This is a genomic window from Micromonospora sp. NPDC051196, assembly GCF_040682415.1.
GTDB lineage: Bacteria > Actinomycetota > Actinomycetes > Mycobacteriales > Micromonosporaceae > Micromonospora.
In genome coordinates, this window is record NZ_JBFBAY010000011.1 from 59,126 (window position 1) to 76,959 (window position 17,834).

At 71.9% G+C, this 17,834-nt stretch carries 17 protein-coding genes and 1 other RNA gene; 12 read left to right on the top strand and 6 right to left on the bottom strand.

Translation table 11 applies throughout. The annotated features are described in order from the left end of the window. Positions 1 to 216: 216 nt before the first annotated feature. Complete coding sequence (locus AB0M35_RS21005; RefSeq protein ID WP_363747358.1) at positions 217 to 783, bottom strand: dihydrofolate reductase family protein; 567 nt, start codon at positions 781 to 783, stop codon at positions 217 to 219. 77 nt (positions 784 to 860) lie between these two features. On the opposite strand from AB0M35_RS21005, the gene AB0M35_RS21010 reads away from it, so the two are divergent. Together AB0M35_RS21010 and AB0M35_RS21015 are read left to right on the top strand one after the other, a co-directional pair. Further along, entirely contained in the window at positions 861 to 1,445 is a 585-nt protein-coding gene (locus AB0M35_RS21010; RefSeq protein WP_363747243.1) for a TetR family transcriptional regulator, read from the top strand. A gap of 110 nt (positions 1,446 to 1,555) precedes the next feature. After that, positions 1,556 to 2,701, top strand: a complete 1,146-nt coding sequence (locus AB0M35_RS21015; protein WP_363747244.1) for a polysaccharide pyruvyl transferase family protein — start codon at positions 1,556 to 1,558, stop codon at positions 2,699 to 2,701. Positions 2,702 to 2,717: 16 nt separating this feature from the next. Here AB0M35_RS21015 and AB0M35_RS21020 read toward each other — a convergent pair whose 3' ends face one another. Then, entirely contained in the window at positions 2,718 to 2,924 is a 207-nt protein-coding gene (locus tag AB0M35_RS21020; RefSeq protein ID WP_363747245.1) for a hypothetical protein, read from the bottom strand. Between the two features lie 155 nt (positions 2,925 to 3,079). Here AB0M35_RS21020 and AB0M35_RS21025 point away from each other — a divergent pair, with 155 nt between their 5' ends. Then, complete coding sequence (locus AB0M35_RS21025; protein ID WP_363747246.1) at positions 3,080 to 3,601, top strand: DinB family protein; 522 nt, start codon at positions 3,080 to 3,082, stop codon at positions 3,599 to 3,601. A 280-nt stretch (positions 3,602 to 3,881) separates the two neighbouring features. On the opposite strand, the gene AB0M35_RS21030 is transcribed toward AB0M35_RS21025, so the two are convergent. Next, positions 3,882 to 4,850: a PfkB family carbohydrate kinase gene (locus AB0M35_RS21030; protein WP_363747247.1), complete on the bottom strand. Its 969-nt coding sequence runs from the start codon at positions 4,848 to 4,850 to the stop codon at positions 3,882 to 3,884. Between the two features lie 113 nt (positions 4,851 to 4,963). Between AB0M35_RS21030 and AB0M35_RS21035 the strand changes: the two genes are divergently transcribed. Continuing rightward, a complete protein-coding gene (locus tag AB0M35_RS21035; protein ID WP_363747248.1) occupies positions 4,964 to 8,269 on the top strand; it encodes a DEAD/DEAH box helicase in 3,306 nt (1,101 codons plus the stop codon). Beyond that, entirely contained in the window at positions 8,266 to 9,180 is a 915-nt protein-coding gene (locus AB0M35_RS21040; protein ID WP_363747249.1) for an SWIM zinc finger family protein, read from the top strand. The genes AB0M35_RS21035 and AB0M35_RS21040 overlap by 4 nt, the downstream gene beginning before the upstream one ends. Positions 9,181 to 9,243: 63 nt before the next feature. On the opposite strand, the gene AB0M35_RS21045 is transcribed toward AB0M35_RS21040, so the two are convergent. Further along, positions 9,244 to 9,501, bottom strand: coding sequence for a DUF3040 domain-containing protein (locus AB0M35_RS21045; protein WP_363747250.1), 258 nt, complete (start codon positions 9,499 to 9,501; stop codon positions 9,244 to 9,246). Between the two features lie 594 nt (positions 9,502 to 10,095). Next, positions 10,096 to 10,767, bottom strand: coding sequence for a bifunctional DNA primase/polymerase (locus AB0M35_RS21050; protein WP_363747359.1), 672 nt, complete (start codon positions 10,765 to 10,767; stop codon positions 10,096 to 10,098). 243 nt (positions 10,768 to 11,010) lie between these two features. Between AB0M35_RS21050 and AB0M35_RS21055 the strand changes: the two genes are divergently transcribed. The 5 genes from AB0M35_RS21055 (at position 11,011) to AB0M35_RS21075 (ending at position 15,797) form a co-directional block, all read left to right on the top strand. Further along, the gene (locus AB0M35_RS21055) at positions 11,011 to 12,240 is read left to right on the top strand and encodes a helix-turn-helix domain-containing protein (RefSeq protein WP_363747251.1); all 1,230 of its coding nucleotides are present in this window, start codon (positions 11,011 to 11,013) and stop codon (positions 12,238 to 12,240) included. Between the two features lie 16 nt (positions 12,241 to 12,256). Then, positions 12,257 to 12,829: a flavoprotein gene (locus AB0M35_RS21060; protein WP_363747252.1), complete on the top strand. Its 573-nt coding sequence runs from the start codon at positions 12,257 to 12,259 to the stop codon at positions 12,827 to 12,829. A gap of 162 nt (positions 12,830 to 12,991) precedes the next feature. Further along, the gene (locus tag AB0M35_RS21065; protein WP_363747360.1) at positions 12,992 to 13,858 is read left to right on the top strand and encodes a Nif3-like dinuclear metal center hexameric protein; all 867 of its coding nucleotides are present in this window, start codon (positions 12,992 to 12,994) and stop codon (positions 13,856 to 13,858) included. After that, on the top strand, positions 13,848 to 14,585 hold the full coding sequence (locus AB0M35_RS21070; protein WP_363747253.1) for a C4-type zinc ribbon domain-containing protein: 738 nt from the start codon (positions 13,848 to 13,850) through the stop codon (positions 14,583 to 14,585). The genes AB0M35_RS21065 and AB0M35_RS21070 overlap by 11 nt, the downstream gene beginning before the upstream one ends. Positions 14,586 to 14,588: 3 nt before the next feature. Beyond that, positions 14,589 to 15,797 (top strand): bifunctional RNase H/acid phosphatase, encoded by a 1,209-nt coding sequence (locus AB0M35_RS21075; RefSeq protein ID WP_363747254.1) that lies wholly within the window; start codon positions 14,589 to 14,591, stop codon positions 15,795 to 15,797. Between the two features lie 149 nt (positions 15,798 to 15,946). Here the strand turns inward: AB0M35_RS21075 and AB0M35_RS21080 are convergent, their stop codons facing one another. Continuing rightward, entirely contained in the window at positions 15,947 to 16,708 is a 762-nt protein-coding gene (locus AB0M35_RS21080) for a sulfite exporter TauE/SafE family protein (RefSeq protein WP_363747255.1), read from the bottom strand. A 141-nt stretch (positions 16,709 to 16,849) separates the two neighbouring features. Between AB0M35_RS21080 and rnpB the strand changes: the two genes are divergently transcribed. Further along, an RNA gene (gene rnpB, locus AB0M35_RS21085) (RNase P RNA component class A) lies at positions 16,850 to 17,266 on the top strand. Between the two features lie 94 nt (positions 17,267 to 17,360). Then, complete coding sequence (locus AB0M35_RS21090; RefSeq protein ID WP_363747256.1) at positions 17,361 to 17,795, top strand: VOC family protein; 435 nt, start codon at positions 17,361 to 17,363, stop codon at positions 17,793 to 17,795. Positions 17,796 to 17,834 lie beyond the last annotated feature (39 nt).

Below are 17,834 nucleotides of genomic sequence, written 5' to 3' on the forward strand. Positions count from 1 at the left end.
CAGCGACGGCTGGGTCACCAACCGCTACATCGACCAGTTCCGCGTGCACTGGACGCGGACCCCGATCCGAAGCTGCGATGCGTAAGAGCGTCTGATTCGCGTGTTTCTTTCCACGCAGGCCTGACCCGTTGTGCCACATCTTCCGGGATGTTGCCGCCTCACCTTATCGCCGAGGCGGCAACATCCCGGAAACTGTTGACGGTGCGGGGTGGCCGTTCATCGCGTGTAGCGCAGCACGACCACTCCGCCGCCGACGGGTGCGGCGTCGAGCAGGGTCAGGTGCTGCGGGGCGAAGGTGTGATCGACCAGCGGGATGCCGCTGCCGACGACGACCGGGTTGAGTTTGACCACCAATTCGTCCACTTCGGGCAGGAGTTGGCCGGCGAGTTGACCGCCGCCGCAGAGCCAGATGTCGGCGCCGGGACGGCCCTTCAGATCGCGTACGAAGGCCACCGGGGCGCCGGAGATGATCTCCACGTTCGGGTCGTCGGACGCGGGTAGTGAGCGGGCGAATACGTACTGCTTCAGATGGGCGTACGGGCTGGTGACGCCGATGCGCAGGGCGGGCTCGTAGGTGGCCCGGCCCATCAGGACCGTGTCGAATCGGCCCTGTGGGCGGTCGATGCCGAGTTGCTGGTGCGCGAAGGTCGGGAAGGTCTGCGACCACTGCACGACGAGGTGATCCGCCGTGTCGGGGTGCAGGTCGAAGAAGTCGTACGACCCGTCGGGGGCGGCGATGAAGCCGTCGATGGTGCTGGCCACGTAGTAGACGAGCTTGCGCAAGCGGATCTCCAAGCACTACGGATGTTGTGGTTGTGTCAACGTACAACAGTTGTCGTGGTTGCTGCTAGGGTTCTGTCGTGGCGCGCAACCCGCAGCGGCGGGCGGCCCTGGCGGACGCCGGGCTGCGGGTGCTGGCCGCCCAGGGTGCCCGAGGGCTCACCCACCGGGCTGTCGACGCCGAGGCGGGGGTGCCCGTCGGCACCGCCTCCAACTACTTCCGCTCCCGCGACGCCCTGCTCGGCGCGCTCGGCGAGCGGATCTTCGAGCGGTTTGCCCCGGACGACGCGGTGGTGGCCGAACTGGCCGCCCGGCCGCCCTCCTCGGCCCTGCTCACCGACTACGTCCGCTACATCGTCGAGCGGACCACCCGGCACCCGGAACTCACCCGCGCCCTGATCGAGCTGCGCCTGGAGTCGGCCCGTCGCCCCGACCTGGCCCGGATTCTCGGCGACACACTGCGCCGGGGCTACCGCGCCGACGTCGCGTACCATCTCGCCGCCGGACTGCCCGGCGGTGCGTTCGAGGTGGCCCTGCTGCGCTACGCCGTGGACGGTCTCCTGCTCGACCTGCTCACCACCTCGATCGACGCCGGATTCGACCCCGACGAGGTGGTTGTCGCCCTGGTGTCCCGGCTGGCCGGCGGAGTCCCACCCGGCGGCTGAGGCAGCCTGCCTCGGAGGGTGGCCGACGCCGCCCCGGGTGACCCGGAGATGACTGTTCAGCGGGGCAGCGGGAAAACGTTGATTCAGACGCACCTGGGGAGGAGCGACGGATGACGCGTGGCGGACTGACCATCGGCGTGCTCGGCTCGTACGGTGGGCGCAACCTCGGTGACGAGGCCATCCTCACCGGTCTGCTGACCGACCTGCGTCAGCAGGAGCCGAACGCCCGGATCATCGTCTTCTCGCGAAACCCGGAGCACACCGCGCAGGCCCACCCGGACGTGGAGGCGGTGCCCTGGGAAGGGGTCAGCCGCACCGACTCCGCCCTCGTACTGTCCCAACTCGACCTGCTCATCCTCGGCGGCGGCGGGATCCTCTACGACAAGGAGGCCCGCCGGTACCTGCGGGTCGTCCGGGTCGCGCAGGAACGGGGCCTGCCGGTGCTGACGTACGCGGTGGGCGTCGGGCCGCTCAGCGAGATGGTGGACACCGGCATGGTGCGCGAGACGTTGGCCGGGGCCACCCAGGTGACCGTACGCGACCAGGAATCGCGGATGGTGCTGGAGGAGGCCGGGCTGCTCAACCCGATCACCGTCACCGCCGACCCGGCGTTCCTGCTGGAACCCGAGGAGTTCCCGGCGGAACTGCTGCGCGAGGAGGGTGTGCCAGCCGGTAAACGGCTGGTCGGGATGAGCGTACGGGAGCCGGGCCGGGCCGCCGAACGGCTGGACGTGGACGGATACCACCGGCTGCTCGCCCAGATCGGTGACTTCCTGGTACACCGCATCGACGCGCACGTGCTGTTCGTGCCGATGGAACGCGATGACATCCGGCACTCGCACGGGGTGCTGTCGCACATGATCGCCGCCGAGCGGGGTCGGATCCTGCACGGCACCTACTCGCCGCAGCAGGTGCTCGGCCTGATGCGCCACTTCGACCTGGCCGTCGGCATGCGGCTGCACTTCCTGATCTTCGCCGCGATGATGGGTACGCCGTTCCTGCCCCTGCCGTACGCCGGCAAGGTCTTCGACCTGGCGCAGCGACTCGGTGTCCCGGCGCTGCGTGGTGTGGAGCGGGAGGTGGAGGGCCCGTTGCTGGCTGAGGTGGACCAGTTGTGGGACGAACGCGACCAGCGGGCCGAGACCACCGCCCAGCGGGTGGCGCAGGTCTGCGACGAGGCCCGGGGCACCTCCCACGTGACCCGGGCGGTACTGGAGAGCCTGCGCAGCCGTTCTCTGGTCGAGGTCGGTGCCTGACCCGGGACTGCCCCGCTCAGACCGCCGGGCCGCGCCAGCGGTAGCACCACTGCCGGGCTTCGGCGTCGATCGACTCCAACTCGTAGATGTCCGCTTCGGCCAGCCCTCCTGAACCCACGTGATGGTGGGTCAGCGGGGGACGGTCGTTCGGGTCCAACTCGACGGTGACGTGCTGGCCGTCCGCCGAACCGCCCACCAGCGGGATCTCAACCGTTGCTGCCATGCGCCCATCCTGCCCCGCGCGCCGCGCTCTCGCAGCGGATCGGCAGGCCCACGGCACCGAGCCCGCTGGTTGGTGCTTGCCCACCATCGCAGTGGCGTCGTCCAGCTTGCGATCGAGCGCGTTTTGGGCCTGGCAGCCAGGGATAACGTGTCGACATGGCGAAGATCGCGATTGATCCCACACTCGGGCCGGTGGTGAACCGGACGGCCGGCGAGCGGGAAGTTCTCGAATCCTTCCTGGATTTTCACCGGACAGTCCTGCTGCGCAAGCTGCACGGCCTCGCCGACGCCGACGCGGCTCGCCGTCTGGTTCCCTCGGCGACCACCATCGCCGGGCTGGTCAAACATCTCACCGAGATCGAGCATAACTGGTTCCACATCCTGTTGGAGCCGTCGCCCGGCGAGACGTTTCCCACGACCGGCGAGGCGGCGCTGGCCAGTTTCACCCTCGTCGAGGGCGACACCGTGGAGCGCCTGGCCGCTGACTCCCAACGGGTCTGCGCCCGGTCCCGCGAGATCGTGGCGCGCTTCGACCTCGACCACGTCGTGCCGCATCCGCAGCTCGGTGAGGTGTCGTTGCGCTGGATCCTGGTGCACATGATCGAGGAGACGGCCCGGCACGTCGGGCATGCCGACATTCTCCGTGAACTCACCGACGGCGCCACCGGCGCCCTCTGACGGCAGATCATCGGACGTGTTCGCTGGCGCGACCCATAGGCAGACCATGATCGTGCTCGATGCGGGATCTAATGGCCTCGTAAACCGAGAATAGGCACTCGATCCCAGATCGAGCGTGATCATGCAAACGGTCGCGGCAAGGGCAGGGCGGGGCAAGGGCGGGGCGGGTCAGAGGGCGCAGGGTCAGAGGGCGTGGGGTCTGAGGGCGTGGGGGTCAGAGGGCGTGGGGTCTGAGGGCGTGGGGTCTGAGGGCACAGGGCGCGGGGCCGCGGGCGTGGGGTCAGGGACGGGGGAGGAGACCGGGCGGGTACTCCATGCCGTCGTGGGTGCAGGCTGCGGCGGCGACCTGGGCGGCGTACCCGGCGGCCTCCGCCCACGACGCGCCCCGGGACCGGGCGGCGATGACGCCGGCCGCGAAGGCGTCCCCGGCACCGTTGGTGTCGACCACCGAGCCGGGCGGTGTGGCCGCCGGTATCCGGGTGACGGTGCCGCCGAGGTGCAGGTCCGCGCCGTCGGCGCCCCAGGTCACCAGCACCGGCCGTGGGGCCAGCGCGGCAGCCACCGCCGCCGCCCGGTCACCCGCCGCGGTGGGCACCGCCGCCGCCCGGTCGCCCGCCGCAGCGGGCATCGCCGCCGCCCGGTCGCCCGCCGCGGTGGGCACCGCCGCCGCCCGGTTGCCCAACGCGACCCCGCTGACCAGCACCAACTCGGCGACCTCGGCGAACGGGCGATGGTATGGGTTGTGCCCGTCCCAGTCGTGCAGGTCGGTGGAGCTACCCACCCCCTCGGTCAGCAGACCGCCGAGGGCAGGTAGCAGGTCCCGTACCCAATTCATGATCGACAGGTGGACGTGCGTGGTCTCCTGGACCAACGCCGTCAGCCGCGCCACCGAAAAGGGTGCGGTCCCGCCGGAAGGGCGGGGGTCGTACAGCGACATCCGCCGCCCGGCGGGATCGACCAGGTTCACCGACCGGCGGGTGCCGCCGGGCTCCTCGGCGAGCACGGTGTGTACGTCGGTGCGGGCCAGCGCGGCCCGCACCACGTCACCGGCCGGGTCCGCGCCGAGCGTGTCGACCACCGCCACTCGCAGCCCGAGTGCGTGCGCGGCGAGCAGCACGCCCGCGCCGGTGTTGCCGATCCGCAGGTCGATGGGGTCGACGGTGACGGAGTCGACCACCGGCAGGGGCAACGCGGGCACCCGGACCCGTATGTCCACCCCGAGGCCGCCGAGCACCAACAGGTCGTACATGGCGCCGACGGTAGCCGCCCGGGTCCGCCTATCCTGACCCGGGTGTTAAGCGGGGGCCCCTGCTCTACCGGAGGCGTTAAGAAGGGGCCCTTCCTTTCAAGAGGGGAGTGCGGGTGCTGGTCGTGCACGGGGTGTGGCTGCCGGGCCGGGGGCTCGCCGTCTGGGGCGAGGACAGCACCCTGCCGCCGCGTGGCCCACGGCGTCCCGGCCGCGCACCCCGGGAACGCCCGCACCCGTTCGCCGCCGCGCACGCCACGCTGGCCGCCGTGCTGGCCGAGGCCGCCGAACCGACCGACCTCGGCACCGCGCTGCTGAGCCTGCCCAGCCGCGCCGGATCTCCGGTCGACTCGCCGGAACTGGTCCGGACCACCGTCGTGGAAGCGGTCCGTGGCCCGGTCACCCTGGCCGGCTGGCGGGTGCCCATCCTGGCGTACGCCCCGGACGCCGCGCTGCCGTTGCTGCGTGGCCTCGACGGGCTGGCCGCCGTACCCGGTGCGACGCTTCGACACCTCGCCGAACTGGCCACCTTCGCCGCCGACCTGGCCACCCGTGGCCGAGTCCTGCCCGGCCTGGCCGCGCCACCACACTCCCCACCCGCACCCGCACCCGGCCGGGCATCCCGCACGGTCGCCTCCGGCGCGGCTGCCCGCGCTGCTGCCTCCGGTTCGGCTGCTCGCGCGGCCGTACGCGGCACGGCCTCTCGCGCGGCCGTACGTGGCGCGGCCGCTGGTCGGAGGTCCGGGGGTGAGGTCGGCGCCCGGGCGGTGTGGCGACCGTTGCTCACCGGCACCGACGCCGCCTGGGCCCGGGCGTTGGCGCTGGCCCTGCCACCGGCCGCCCGCGCGGTGGTCGAGGCTGACCTGCCCGCGCTGCGGGCTGAGGCGGGCGTGCCCGCGATGCCGGTCGGGGCGCGCGTGCCCGCGATGCCGACCGTTGACGCGGAGTCTGGGCCGGGGCTGCTGGTCGGTGATGCACTCGACACGCTCACCGACGCGGCGGTGCGGGCGGTGCTGCCACAGACCACCCTGGCGCGCGGGGTACGTCGCGACGGCGCGGTGACGCCCTGGCTCGGCGCGCTCACCGGACCGCAACGCGGGTTCACCGCCGAACCGGCGGCGCTGGACATCCTGCGCGACGAACTGGACGCCTGGCAGCGGGATGCGGCCGGCGGGGCGGTACGGGCCAGCTTCCGGTTGATCGAACCACCGGACGAGGAAGTCGAGGACCCACTGACCGGGGTGCCGGCCGACCCGGACGCCATCGTGGCGGCCGAGGGCACGTGGCAGGTGGAGTTCGGACTCCGCGCCGCCGACGAGTCGGGCCTGCACGTCGACGCCGGCCAGGTGTGGCGCGGTACGGCCGTGCCCACGCTGGACAGCCCGCAGGAGACACTGCTGGCCGAGCTGGGCCGGGCCAGCCGGCTGTGGCCGGAGTTGGACACGGCGCTGCGTACCGCGACGCCGGAGGCGTTGGAACTGGACGCCGACGGCGCCCACCGGTTCCTGCGCGAGGGCGCTCCGATGCTGCACGCGGCGGGTTTCACCGTGCTGCTGCCGTCGTGGTGGCGGCGACCCTCGGCGCGGCTCGGCGCTCGGCTGCGCGCCAGTTCCCGCACCGCGCCCGGCACGGTCACCGGCTCCGGTGACCGGGTGGGGCTGGAAGCGTTGGTCGACTACCGCTGGGAGATCGCCCTTGGCGACCAGCCGCTGACCGCCGAGGAGTTGGCCCACCTCGCCGAGCTGAAGACTCCGCTGGTACGACTGCGGGGCCGCTGGGTCGAGCTGGACCCCAAGCGGCTCGCCGCCGGTCTGCGGCTGTTGCGTTCCACCGGCGAGCTGACCGTCGCCGACCTGCTACGGCTGGGGCTCGCCGATGCCGAGCAGCCGGACGCGCTGCCGGTGCTGGAGGTGAGCGCCGACGGCGCGCTGGGCGACCTGCTCGCCGGGTCCGTGGAGCGGCAGCTCGCCCCGTTGACCGAGCCGCCGTCGTTCGTCGGCACCCTGCGGCCGTACCAGCGGCGGGGTCTGGCCTGGTTGACGTTTCTCCAGTCGCTCGGGTTGGGCGGGGTGCTCGCCGACGACATGGGGCTCGGCAAGACGGTGCAGTTGCTGGCGTTGCTCGCGGCCGACCCACCGCAGGCCGGGCCGACCCTGCTGGTGTGTCCGATGTCGCTGGTCGGCAACTGGCAACGGGAGGCGGCCCGCTTCACCCCGGAGCTGCGGGTGCACGTGCACCACGGCGCGCAGCGGGCGCGGGGTGCCGAGTTCGGCAGTGCCGTACAGACGGCGGATCTGGTCCTCACCACGTACCCGACGGCGGCCCGGGACGCGGTGGATCTGGCCGGTGTCGACTGGCATCGGGTGGTGTTGGACGAGGCGCAGGCGGTGAAGAACGCCGCCACCCGGCAGGCCGAGGCGGTCCGTGCGCTGCCCGCCCGGCACCGGATCGCGGTGACCGGTACGCCGGTGGAGAACCGGCTGGCCGACCTGTGGTCCATCATGCAGTTCGCCAATCCGGGGCTGCTCGGCCCGGCGGCGACGTTCCGTAAACGCTTCGCCGAGCCGATCGAGCGGCACGGTGACACCGATATTGCCGAGCGGCTGCGCCGGATCACCGGCCCGTTCGTGCTGCGCCGGCTCAAGACCGACTCGTCGATCATCTCCGACCTGCCGGAGAAGCTGGAAATGGAGGTCGTCTGCAACCTGACCGCCGAGCAGGCGGCGCTCTACCAGGTGGTGGTCGACGACATGATGGCCCGGATCGAGAGCAGCGACGGCATCGAACGGCGCGGTCTGGTGCTGGCCACGATGACCCGGCTCAAGCAGGTCTGCAACCACCCCGCCCAGTTGCTGCGCGACGGTTCGGCGTTGGACGGGCGCTCCGGCAAACTGGCCCGGCTGGAGGAGATCCTCGACGAGGTCCTCGCGGCGGGGGAGAAGGCCCTGCTGTTCACCCAGTACGCGGAGTTCGGCGGGATGCTGCGCGGGCACCTGTCGGCCCGGTTCGGCCGGGAGGTGCTGTTCCTGCACGGCGGCCTCGGCAAGGCCGACCGGGACGAGATGGTGACCCGGTTCCAGTCCGACGACGGCCCGGCCCTGTTCGTGCTCTCCCTCAAGGCAGGCGGTACCGGGCTGACCCTGACCGCCGCCAACCACGTGGTGCACGTCGACCGGTGGTGGAACCCGGCGGTGGAGGACCAGGCCACCGACCGGGCGTTCCGGATCGGCCAGCGCCGACGCGTGCAGGTCCGCAAGTTCGTCTGCGCCGGCACGGTGGAGGAGAAGGTGGCCGCGCTGATCGCCGACAAACGCGGTCTGGCCGCGTCGGTCGTCGGCACCGGCGAACAGTGGATCACGGAACTGTCCACCACCCAGCTGCGCGAGCTGTTCAGCCTGGAGGCCGGGGCGGTGGCGCAGTGACCGGCCCGACCGGCACCGGTGGGCGGGGCCGCTTCGCCGACTACGCGCCGCCCCGCCGGGTGGACGGTGGGCTGCGAGCCCGCAGCAGCCGGGGCGCCATCGGGGTTTCCTGGTGGTCGCGCCGGTTCGTGGAGGTGCTGGAGTCGTTCGCGCTCGGCACCCGGCTGACCCGCGGCCGGTCGTACGCCCGCGCCGGCCAGGTGGTACGCCTCGACATCGCCCCGGGCATGGTGAGCGCGGCGGTGCAGGGCTCCCGACCCCGGCCGTACCAGGTCCACATCGCACTGCCGCCGTTCCCGAGGCAGTTGTGGGACCGGATCGAGGCGGAGTTGGCCGCGCAGGCGTTCTTCAGCGCCCGGCTGCTCGCCGGTGATCTCCCGGCCGAGCTGGAGGAACTGTTCACCGACGTCGGTGCACCGTTGTTCCCGGCCACCGTGACGGAGCTGGAGCAGCGCTGCTCGTGCCCCGACGCCGCAGTGCCCTGCAAGCATCTCGCGGCCACCTTCTACCTGCTCGCCGAGGCGTTCGACGCGGATCCGTTCGCCCTGCTGCACTGGCGTGGCCGAAGCCGCGACGACCTGCTCGACCGGCTACGCGAACTGCGCAGCGCCGGCACCGAGCCGGGCACGGCTGTCGGGACCCGGTCGACGGTCGGCCAGCCGGCTGGTCAGCCTGGAGCGGCCGGTCCGGCGGCCGGTGCGGCGCGAGCCCTCGCCGACCTGCCCGTCGCGCCGTTGGCGGAGACGGTCGACCGGTTCTGGCTGCCGCCCGTACCGCTGCCGGATCGCCCGCCGAGCCTGGCGAGCCGTCCGGATCTGCTGTTGCGGCAGCTCGGCGCACCTGCGCCGGCGATCGGTGGGCCGGGTCTACTGGAGCGTCTGCGTCAGGCGTACCGGCAGCTCGGTGAGTGAACGGTCGGCCTTCGGCGCGGACGTCGACCCGGCGACCCGGTCGGGCGGCCCCGGCGGCGGTGTTCAGAGCCAGCGTTGACGGAACCGCCACATGAGCACCGCGTTGGTCAGCAGCACCACGGCGAAGATCGCCCCGGTCAGCCGTCCGAACGCCACGGTCGCCGCCGGCAGTGCCGCCCACAGCAGGATGGTCAACAGCAGCAGCCAACGTCCACGTCGACCCCGGGCCCGGCTGTCGAGCCGGGCGAAGAACGCCGGGTCGCTTTCCCGTAGATTGCGGGTGATCTGCTCAAATCTGCGCTGATCCTCTTTGCTGAGCATGTGCCTTCCCCTCACGCGTTCAGCAACGGCGCCGCGGAATACCCACTGCGGTCGCGGCTCACGCGCTTCTCCTGCTGCTACTTTCGCCGGCCGGTGTGCGCAGCGCAGTGGGCCCGGGATGTGCGCCTGCCGGGGCCCTGTCGTGCCGCAGGGCGGCGAAAGTCACCGAAGGCGACGGCCGTCTCCGAAGTGCCGGCTCGTGCGGTGCGTACCCGACTCGACCGGTAGCGCCGCGAGTCCCATTCGGGGCTCGGTCGTCCGCAGGCCGGGGCGGGCGTGAGCGCAGGCAGCCGGTCCCGGCCCAGCGGGGCGGGTCACAGCCAGCGAGTCGGCCGGTGGGTGGTCGCCGGACGCGAGCCGAGCGGCCGGGGCCGGCCGGGGCGGGCGCCCGGCGGCCGGGTGGCGGCCCATCGGCGGCCAAGCCGGTGCCGCCGTGGCGGCTCGGCACCGTTCGGGTGGTGTGTGGTGTCGTCCGTGGACATCGCCGATCCCCGCTCCCGGCGCGGATGCGCCGTCCTGGTGCTCAACGACTACGCGCGGTCGGGCGTCGCTGCCCGGACGGCCACCGCCCACCTCGACGGGTACCTGCCACGCTCACCGGCCCCGCCGAGGCAGCGGCAGGTGACCGGGTACCAGCGCCGGCACCAACGTGACCCCGGTGGCCCGTAACGCGCCGATCAGGGTGTTCTGGACCAGGTAGGAGTCCGGAAGTTGCCAGCGGGCCTGCTCCGGTGCCATCACCCAGCGAACCTGACCTTCGGGTAGCCGGGTGGGGGGCGCCGCGATCCACGAGCCGGGGCCGTGCCGTACCACCTGGAGACAGTGCTCCAACTCGGGGCGCAGCGGGTCGCCCGGACGGACCAGGAACATCCACCGCCCGGTCGGCGTGACCAGCACCGGACCACGTACGCCGGGACCGACGGGATGGGCCCGGACCGCGTCCAGCACCCGGCGACCCAGGTCGGCGGAAACCTCCAGCACGTCGAAGGAACGCCCGGTGGGCAGCAGTACGCCGTGCGGCCGGGACCGCCACCAGTTCGCCACCCGGGCCGGGTCGGCGCTCGCGGCGTGCTCCCAGTCCTCCAGGGCGGGATGGCAGCCGACGGTGGGGCAGCCGGCTCGGCCGCAGACGAATCGGCTGCGCGCCAGGCAGGCACCGGGGGTCACCTCCCAGCCGTGCATCGCGTACCGCACGGCGACTCGGCGTAGCCGTACCCGTTCCAACGGCGACAGATGTGCCACCCGCGGTCCGACGTTCCCCCACATTGGTGCCATCTCCCCTCGCCGGACCGGCCGGCAACTCTCATGTAGAGCACCGTCACTGTCGTCGCTCACGATCGTTTGCCTGACAAAGTGGCTGATGCAACTTGCACGAAAGCTACGAGGACTGGCCGTACGGATGACGTACAACCAGTGCGACCAGCGGAAACCTGAAGACGGACGGTTCACCGCGCCCGCGGAACGGCCCACGGCCCCTGGCCCGGGCTCCAGCTAGGGAGGACTGGGGAGATGGACGAACTACCCATCGGGCGGCGAGTGGCCTACTGGCGAGGGCGACGAAAGATGTCGCAGCAGGTCTTCGCCGATCGGTTGGGCAAGTCGAAGAGCTGGGTCGACAAGATCGAACGCGGCGTGCGCCGGCTGGACAAGTTCTCCGTCCTCCACGAGATCGCCGACATCCTTCAGATGGACGTGCAACTGCTGCTCGGCAAGGATCCGGAGCGGCGTACCGACACGCTCAACTGCATCGACCAGTTTGAGGTCGAGGAGATCCGGGCGGCGCTGGAACGGTACGACTCGGTCAGCGCGTACTTCGACGCCGTACCGTGCCCGCCCCCGCTGGCGGACATGAGCAAGGCCGTCACCCACGCCTGGCTGACCTACCAGTACGGCCGCTACGGGATGCTGACCCGGGCACTGCCCAAGCTGCTGCGCGACGCCCAGGCGGCCGACGCCGCCTACGACGGCGACCAGGCGAAGCCCGCCGCCCACCTGCTCGCGCAGGTCTACCAGATCACCTCCTCGGTGCTGCGCAAGCTGGGTGAGTGTGAACTCGCCTGGCTCGCCGCCGACCGGTCCATCGCGGTCGCCCAGCGCGCCGACGACCTGCTGCTCGCCGGAGTCGCCACCACCCGGGTGTGCAACGCCATGGCCTCGATGGGACGAGCCCGGCCCGCGCTGGAGCTGAACGTCACGGTCGCCAACCTGCTCGCCCCCGGTGGTCGCAACGACACCAGCCCGGAGCGCATCTCGGTCTACGGGATACTGCTGTTGCAGGGCGCCATGGCCGCTGCCCGCATCGGCGACACCGCCACCGTCGATGATCTGCTCGGCGGCGCCCAGGCGGCGGCGCGGGAACTCGGCAGCGACCACAACCACTACTGGACCTCGTTCGGGCCCACGAACGTCGAACTGCACCGGGCGGCGGCCGCCGTCGAGCTGGGTGACGGGGGCCGGGCGGTCGAGGTGCACCAGCTCAAACTCCAGACCCCGGCGTTCGACGCGCTGCTGCCGGAACGCCGGGCCCACCACCTGCTCGACCTGGCCCGGGGCTACGCCCTGATCGGTGACGTGGCCAACGCCGGCGAGATGCTGCTGCGCGGAGACCGACTCGCCCCGTCCGAGATCCGTTGCCGGCCGATCGCCCACGAGGTGATGTCGGACGTGCTGCGTCGCACACGTGGTGCGCCGCCTTCGCTGATCGCAGAGTTGGCTGAGCACATGGGAGTAGGAGTATGACTTCGGGGCCGGTCTGATGACCGGTTCGCACCGCCATGACGGGCACCGAGAGGTGCTGTACATCATCGCCTGCGGTTCGCCGCTGGCCCGAGACGTGGGTCGGCTCGTCGAGCTGGCCCAGCAGGACGGCTGGGACGTCTGCGTGGTCACCACGCCCGACGGCGCCAAGTTCGTCGACCGCGCCGCGTTGGCCCGCCAGACGGGCCACCCGGTGCGTACGCACTACAAGAATCCGGGTGACCCGGACGTGCTGCCATCGGCCGACGCCATCGTCGTCTGCCCGGCCACGGTCAACACGGTCAACAAATGGGCGGCCGGCATCGCCGACACCCTCGCCCTCGGGTTACTGGTCGAGGCGCAGGGCCGTGGCGTACCACTGGTCGCCGTGCCCTACACCAACGCCGCGATGGCCGCCCACCCCGCCTTCCGGGTGGCCATCGCCCGACTGACCGAGTGGGGGGTACGCGTGCTCTTCGGCGACGACGTCTTCCCACTGCACCCACCCGGGACGGGGGAGCGGTACCAACACGCCTTCCCCTGGCCGCTCGCCCTCACCGCCCTGCGCGACCACCTCATCCACACACCGTGAAGGAAGGGCCCCTTGTTAACGCCTCCGGTAGCACAAGGGGCCCCTGTTAACACCTCGCCACTGGTCGGTCCGACGTCGGCCGGGTGACGTCCCGCCCTGACGCCGACGCCGGTAAGCTGGCCCGTCGTGAGCACAACCGCAGCCGTGCCGACCGTCGCCGACGTGGTGGCCGAGCTGGAGCGGCGCTACCCGCCGAGCTGGGCCGAGGAGTGGGACCGGGTCGGCTTGGTGCTCGGCGAGCCCGACAACCCCGTACGCCGGATCCTCTGCGTCGTCGACGTGGTCCCCGAGACGGTCGCCGAAGCCCTGGCCACCGGCGTCGACATGATCATCGCTCATCATCCGTTGCTGCTGCGGGGCGTCTCCTCGGTAGCGCCGACGACGTACAAGGGCCGGATCATCCACCAACTGATCAAGGCCGACGTCGCGTTGTACGTCGCGCACACCAACGCCGACGTGGCCGCCCCCGGCGTCTCCGACGCACTCGCCGACCGGCTCGGGCTGACCGACCTGCGCCCCCTGCAACCGGCCCGGCCGGGCACCCCGGCCGCCGGCGAGGGCCGGGGAGTGGGCCGCATCGGCGAGCTGCCGCAGCCGATGAGCCTGGCCGAGCTGACCCGGCACGCCGCCACCGTGCTACCGACCACCGCCGTCGGGGTACGCGCCGCCGGCGACCCGGACCGCATCGTGCGTACCCTCGCCGTGTGTGGTGGATCCGGGGACAGCTTCCTGGCCGACGCGACCGCTGCCGGCGTGGACGCGTACCTCACCTCCGACCTGCGCCACCACCCGGCCGGCGAGCACCTCGCCACCGAAGGGCCGGCGCTGCTCGACGCCACCCACTGGGCGACCGAGCGACCCTGGCTGGACGACCTGGCCGCGCTGCTGCGGCGCACATCGGGCGTGCAGACCCTGGTGTCCGACCTGGACACCAGCCCGTGGACCGTACACGCAGCCCCACCCTCAACGGGCGGGCCCGCAGTGGCCGAACCCGTAGCGGACGACAAGGAGCCCGACCGTGAAGGCTGACCCCCAGGTCCAGCGCCGCCTGCTCGACCTCCAGGCGATCGACACCGCCCTCGCCCAGCTCGCCCACCGGCGGCGGTCGCTGCCCGAGCGTGCCGAGTTGGAGGCCCTGGCCCGGGAGCTGTCCGCCCTGGAGGACGAGCGGGTCCGCGCCCAGGTCGCGGTCGACGACCTGGACCGGGACATCGCCCGGATGGAGAAGGACGTCGACCAGGTGCGGGCGCGTAAGGCCAAGAACGAGGCCCGGCTGGCCGCCGGCACCGGCCCCGCCCGCGAACTGGAGGCACTGCAACACGAACTGGTCTCCCTGAACCGCCGGCAGAGCGACCTGGAAGACGCCGAACTGGAGTTGATGGAGCAGCGCGAAACCGCCCAGGCGGTGCTGGACGGCGTGGAACAGCGGCTCGCCGAGGTCCGCGAGCGGCGGGCCGCCACCGAGCAGCGGCGCGACGAGAGCCTCGGCGAGATCGGTCGCGAGGAGGAGTTCAAGCGCTCGGCCCGCCAGCCGCTCGCCAACGACCTTCCCGCCGACCTGGTGCAGCTCTACGAACGGATCCGCACCGACACCGGGCTCGGTGCGGCGCTGCTCTACGCCGGCCGCTGCGGTGGCTGTCGGCTGGACCTCTCCGGTGCCGACCTGGCCCGCATCCGCAAGGCCGACCCGGACGAGGTGGTCCGCTGCGAGGACTGCCGTCGGATCATGGTCCGCACCAACGAGTCCGGGCTGTAGCCGGTGGCACCGCGTACCGTCCTGGTCGAGGCCGACGGCGGCGCCCGGGGCAATCCGGGCCCGGCCGGGTACGGCGCGGTGCTCCGCGACCCCGCCACCGGCGCGGTGCTGGCCGAGCGCAGCGCCGCGATCGGCACCGCCACCAACAACGTCGCCGAATACCAGGGCATGATCGCCGGCCTGACCGCCGCGGTCGAGTTGGGCGCCACCGACGTCGAGGTCCGGATGGACTCCAAGCTGGTGGTCGAGCAGATGTCCGGCCGCTGGCAGATCAAGCACCCCGGACTGCGCCCGCTCGCCGCCCAGGCCGCCCAACTGGTCGGCCGGATCGGCACGGTCCGGTTCACCTGGATTCCCCGGGACCGCAACACCCACGCCGACGCCCTCGCCAACGCCGCCATGGACGCCGCCGCGACCAGCGGCGTCGCCGTACCCGCCGTCGCGCCACCGCGCATGGTCGAGCCGCCCCGCGAACTCGGCGGTGCCCAGCCCGCCGGTGGCGGCGCGGCCGAGGTCGCCGCCCGCGCCGAGGCGCCCGGTGCCGACCTGACCAGCGCACCGGTCTCCTGGGAGCCTCGACCCAGCTTCACCGCCACCCGGCTGATCCTGGTCCGCCACGGCGAGACCGAGTACACCGAGCAGGGCCGCTACTCCGGACGTGGCGATGTCGCGCTGTCGACGAAGGGCCAGGCCCAGGTGCGGGCCACCGCCGCCCGGGTGGCCGCGCTCGCCCCGGACGCCGCCGCCGTGGTCAGCTCACCGTTGTCCCGGTGTACGGCGACCGCCGAGGCGATCGCCACCGCCCTCGGCGACCTGCCGGTACGCCGCGACGACGAGTTGATCGAGTGCGACTTCGGCGCCTGGGAGGGTCGCACCTTCGCCGAGGTACGCGAACAATGGGCGGGCGAACTGGACGCCTGGCTCACCTCCACCCGGATCGCCCCACCCGACGGTGAATCCTTCGCCGAGGTCGCCGAACGCTGCGCACGGGTTACCGGGCGCCTCGTCGCGGCGTACCCCGGCCAGACCGTGGTGGTGGTCTCGCACGTCTCGCCGATCAAGCTGATGCTGCGCGACGCCCTTGCCGCCAACGACGCCTTCCTGCACCGGCTCTACCTCGACGCCGCCGGCATCTCGGTGCTGGACCGCTGGCCCGACGGCGGCATCGCCGTCCGCACCGTCAACGACACCGCCCACCTCGCCGACCTGTAGAGCTGCGCGGTAAGGGCTGCGCTGTAAGGAAGGGCACCTTATTAACGCCTGGCGTTGTACAGGGGCCCCCTCCTAACACTCAGCCGTTCGGGGGCGAGCGGCATGCAGCGTGTGCAGGTGTCGGCATGAACGGCGAGGCAGGCTGCCGGTCAGCGCAGTGAGCGCCAGAGCAGGTACAGCCCGATCGTGGTGCCGAAGACCACGATGATGGCCTTCAGCAGTGCCGACGGCAGCCGGCGGACCAGCCGGGCACCCGCGTACCCGCCGACCAGCGTGGCCGGCGCCAGCAGCGCCACCCCGGCCCAGTTCACCGGCCCGGCGAGCGCGAACACGGCCACCGTGGTCAGGCCGATGATCGCGGAAAGCAGGTTCTTGATCGCGCTGACCCGGGCCAGCGTGGCGTCCAACACCAGGGCCAACGCGGCGACCAGCATCACCCCGACGGCCGCGCCGAAATAGCCGCCGTACACGGCAGCCAGCGCCACCACGACCTGGATCGTGAGACCCCGTCGCCGTGGCGGCAGATCACGCGGATGACCCACCAGCCGCCGCAGCGGATCCTGAAACGCCAGCACCGCGGTCGCCCCGAGCACCAGAAACGGTACGACCACCTCGAACGCCCGCGCCGGGGTGACCAGTAGCAGCCCCGCACCGACCAGCGCACCGACGATCGTGGTCGGCACCAGCGTGACCAGCAGCCGCCCCCGGGGCAGATCCATCCAACTGCCCGCCACGGCAGCGCCGTACCCCGGGAACACCGACACCGAGTTGGTCACATTCGCCGGCACCGGCGGCAGACCGACCGCCAGCAACGCCGGAAACGTGATCAGCGAACCACCCCCGGCCACCGCGTTGACCGTACCGGCGGCCAGGCCGGCGCCGAGCAGCAACGCGGCGTTCGCAAGATCCATACTCGCCGAGGCTAGTCGGCTCGGCCTGCGACGGCGAGCCCACCGGCATTATCTGACCTGGTGGTGGTCGTCGCCGTCGGGTGCGCCCGGCCGTGGCAATAAGTCGCCCGGCCGCTGTCGTTAGGATGAGTGCGCGACGGACGAGTCGACCGGGCGGTCGCGTCGGTGGGCAGCAGCCCGCCGCCGAGGAACGTCCGGACTCCACAGGGCAGGGTGGTTGCTAACGGCAACCCGGGGCGACCCGCGGGACAGTGCCACAGAAAACAGACCGCCGACCCCCATCGGGGACGGTAAGGGTGAAACGGTGGGGTAAGAGCCCACCAGCACCCCGGGTGACCGGGGTGGCTCGGTAAACCCCACCCGGAGCAAGGCCAAGAAGGGTCGTCACCGCATGATGACGACCCGCGCAGACGCTTGAGGGCGGCCCGCCCGATGTCTGCGGGTAGGCCGCATGAGCCTGCCGGCGACGGCAGGCCGAGATGGATGGCCGCCGCCGGCGCGAAACCCCTCGGGGGTACGCGCCGCGCACAGAATCCGGCGTACAGGTCGACTCGTCCGTCGCCCACCAGCTCAGAGCCGTAGTCAAGGCCGGTACTCGCCTGATGCGGCAGCGGGGACCCAGCCAGCGCGTGCAGGTCTGTATGGTGTGCCGATGGCGTCGGTCAATCAGTTCCAGGTCACCTTCGACTGTGCGGAGCCGGAGCGCGTCGCCCGGTTCTGGTGCGAGGTGTTGGGCTACGTCGTGCCGCCGCCGCCCGACGGGTTTGCCACCTGGGAGGAGTACGACCGGACGCTGCCGCCGGAGGTTCAGGGAGCATGGTTTGCGTGCGTCGACCCCTCGGGTGCGGGCCCGCGACTGTTCTTTCAGCGTGTTCCCGAAGGCAAGGTCGTCAAGAATCGGCTGCACCTTGACGTGCGGGTCGGGACCGGGCTGGTGGGCGAACAGCGTCTGGCGGTGCTTGAGGCCGAGTGTGCACGACTGGTCGCGCTTGGCGCAGTACGGGTGCGCTTGCTGCGTGCCGATGGCGTCAACGAGTCGTGTCTGGTGATGCAGGACATCGAGGGCAACGAGTTCTGCCTCGACTGAGTGGCCGCCAGACATCGATCCGACGCTGCGGCTTGAGGC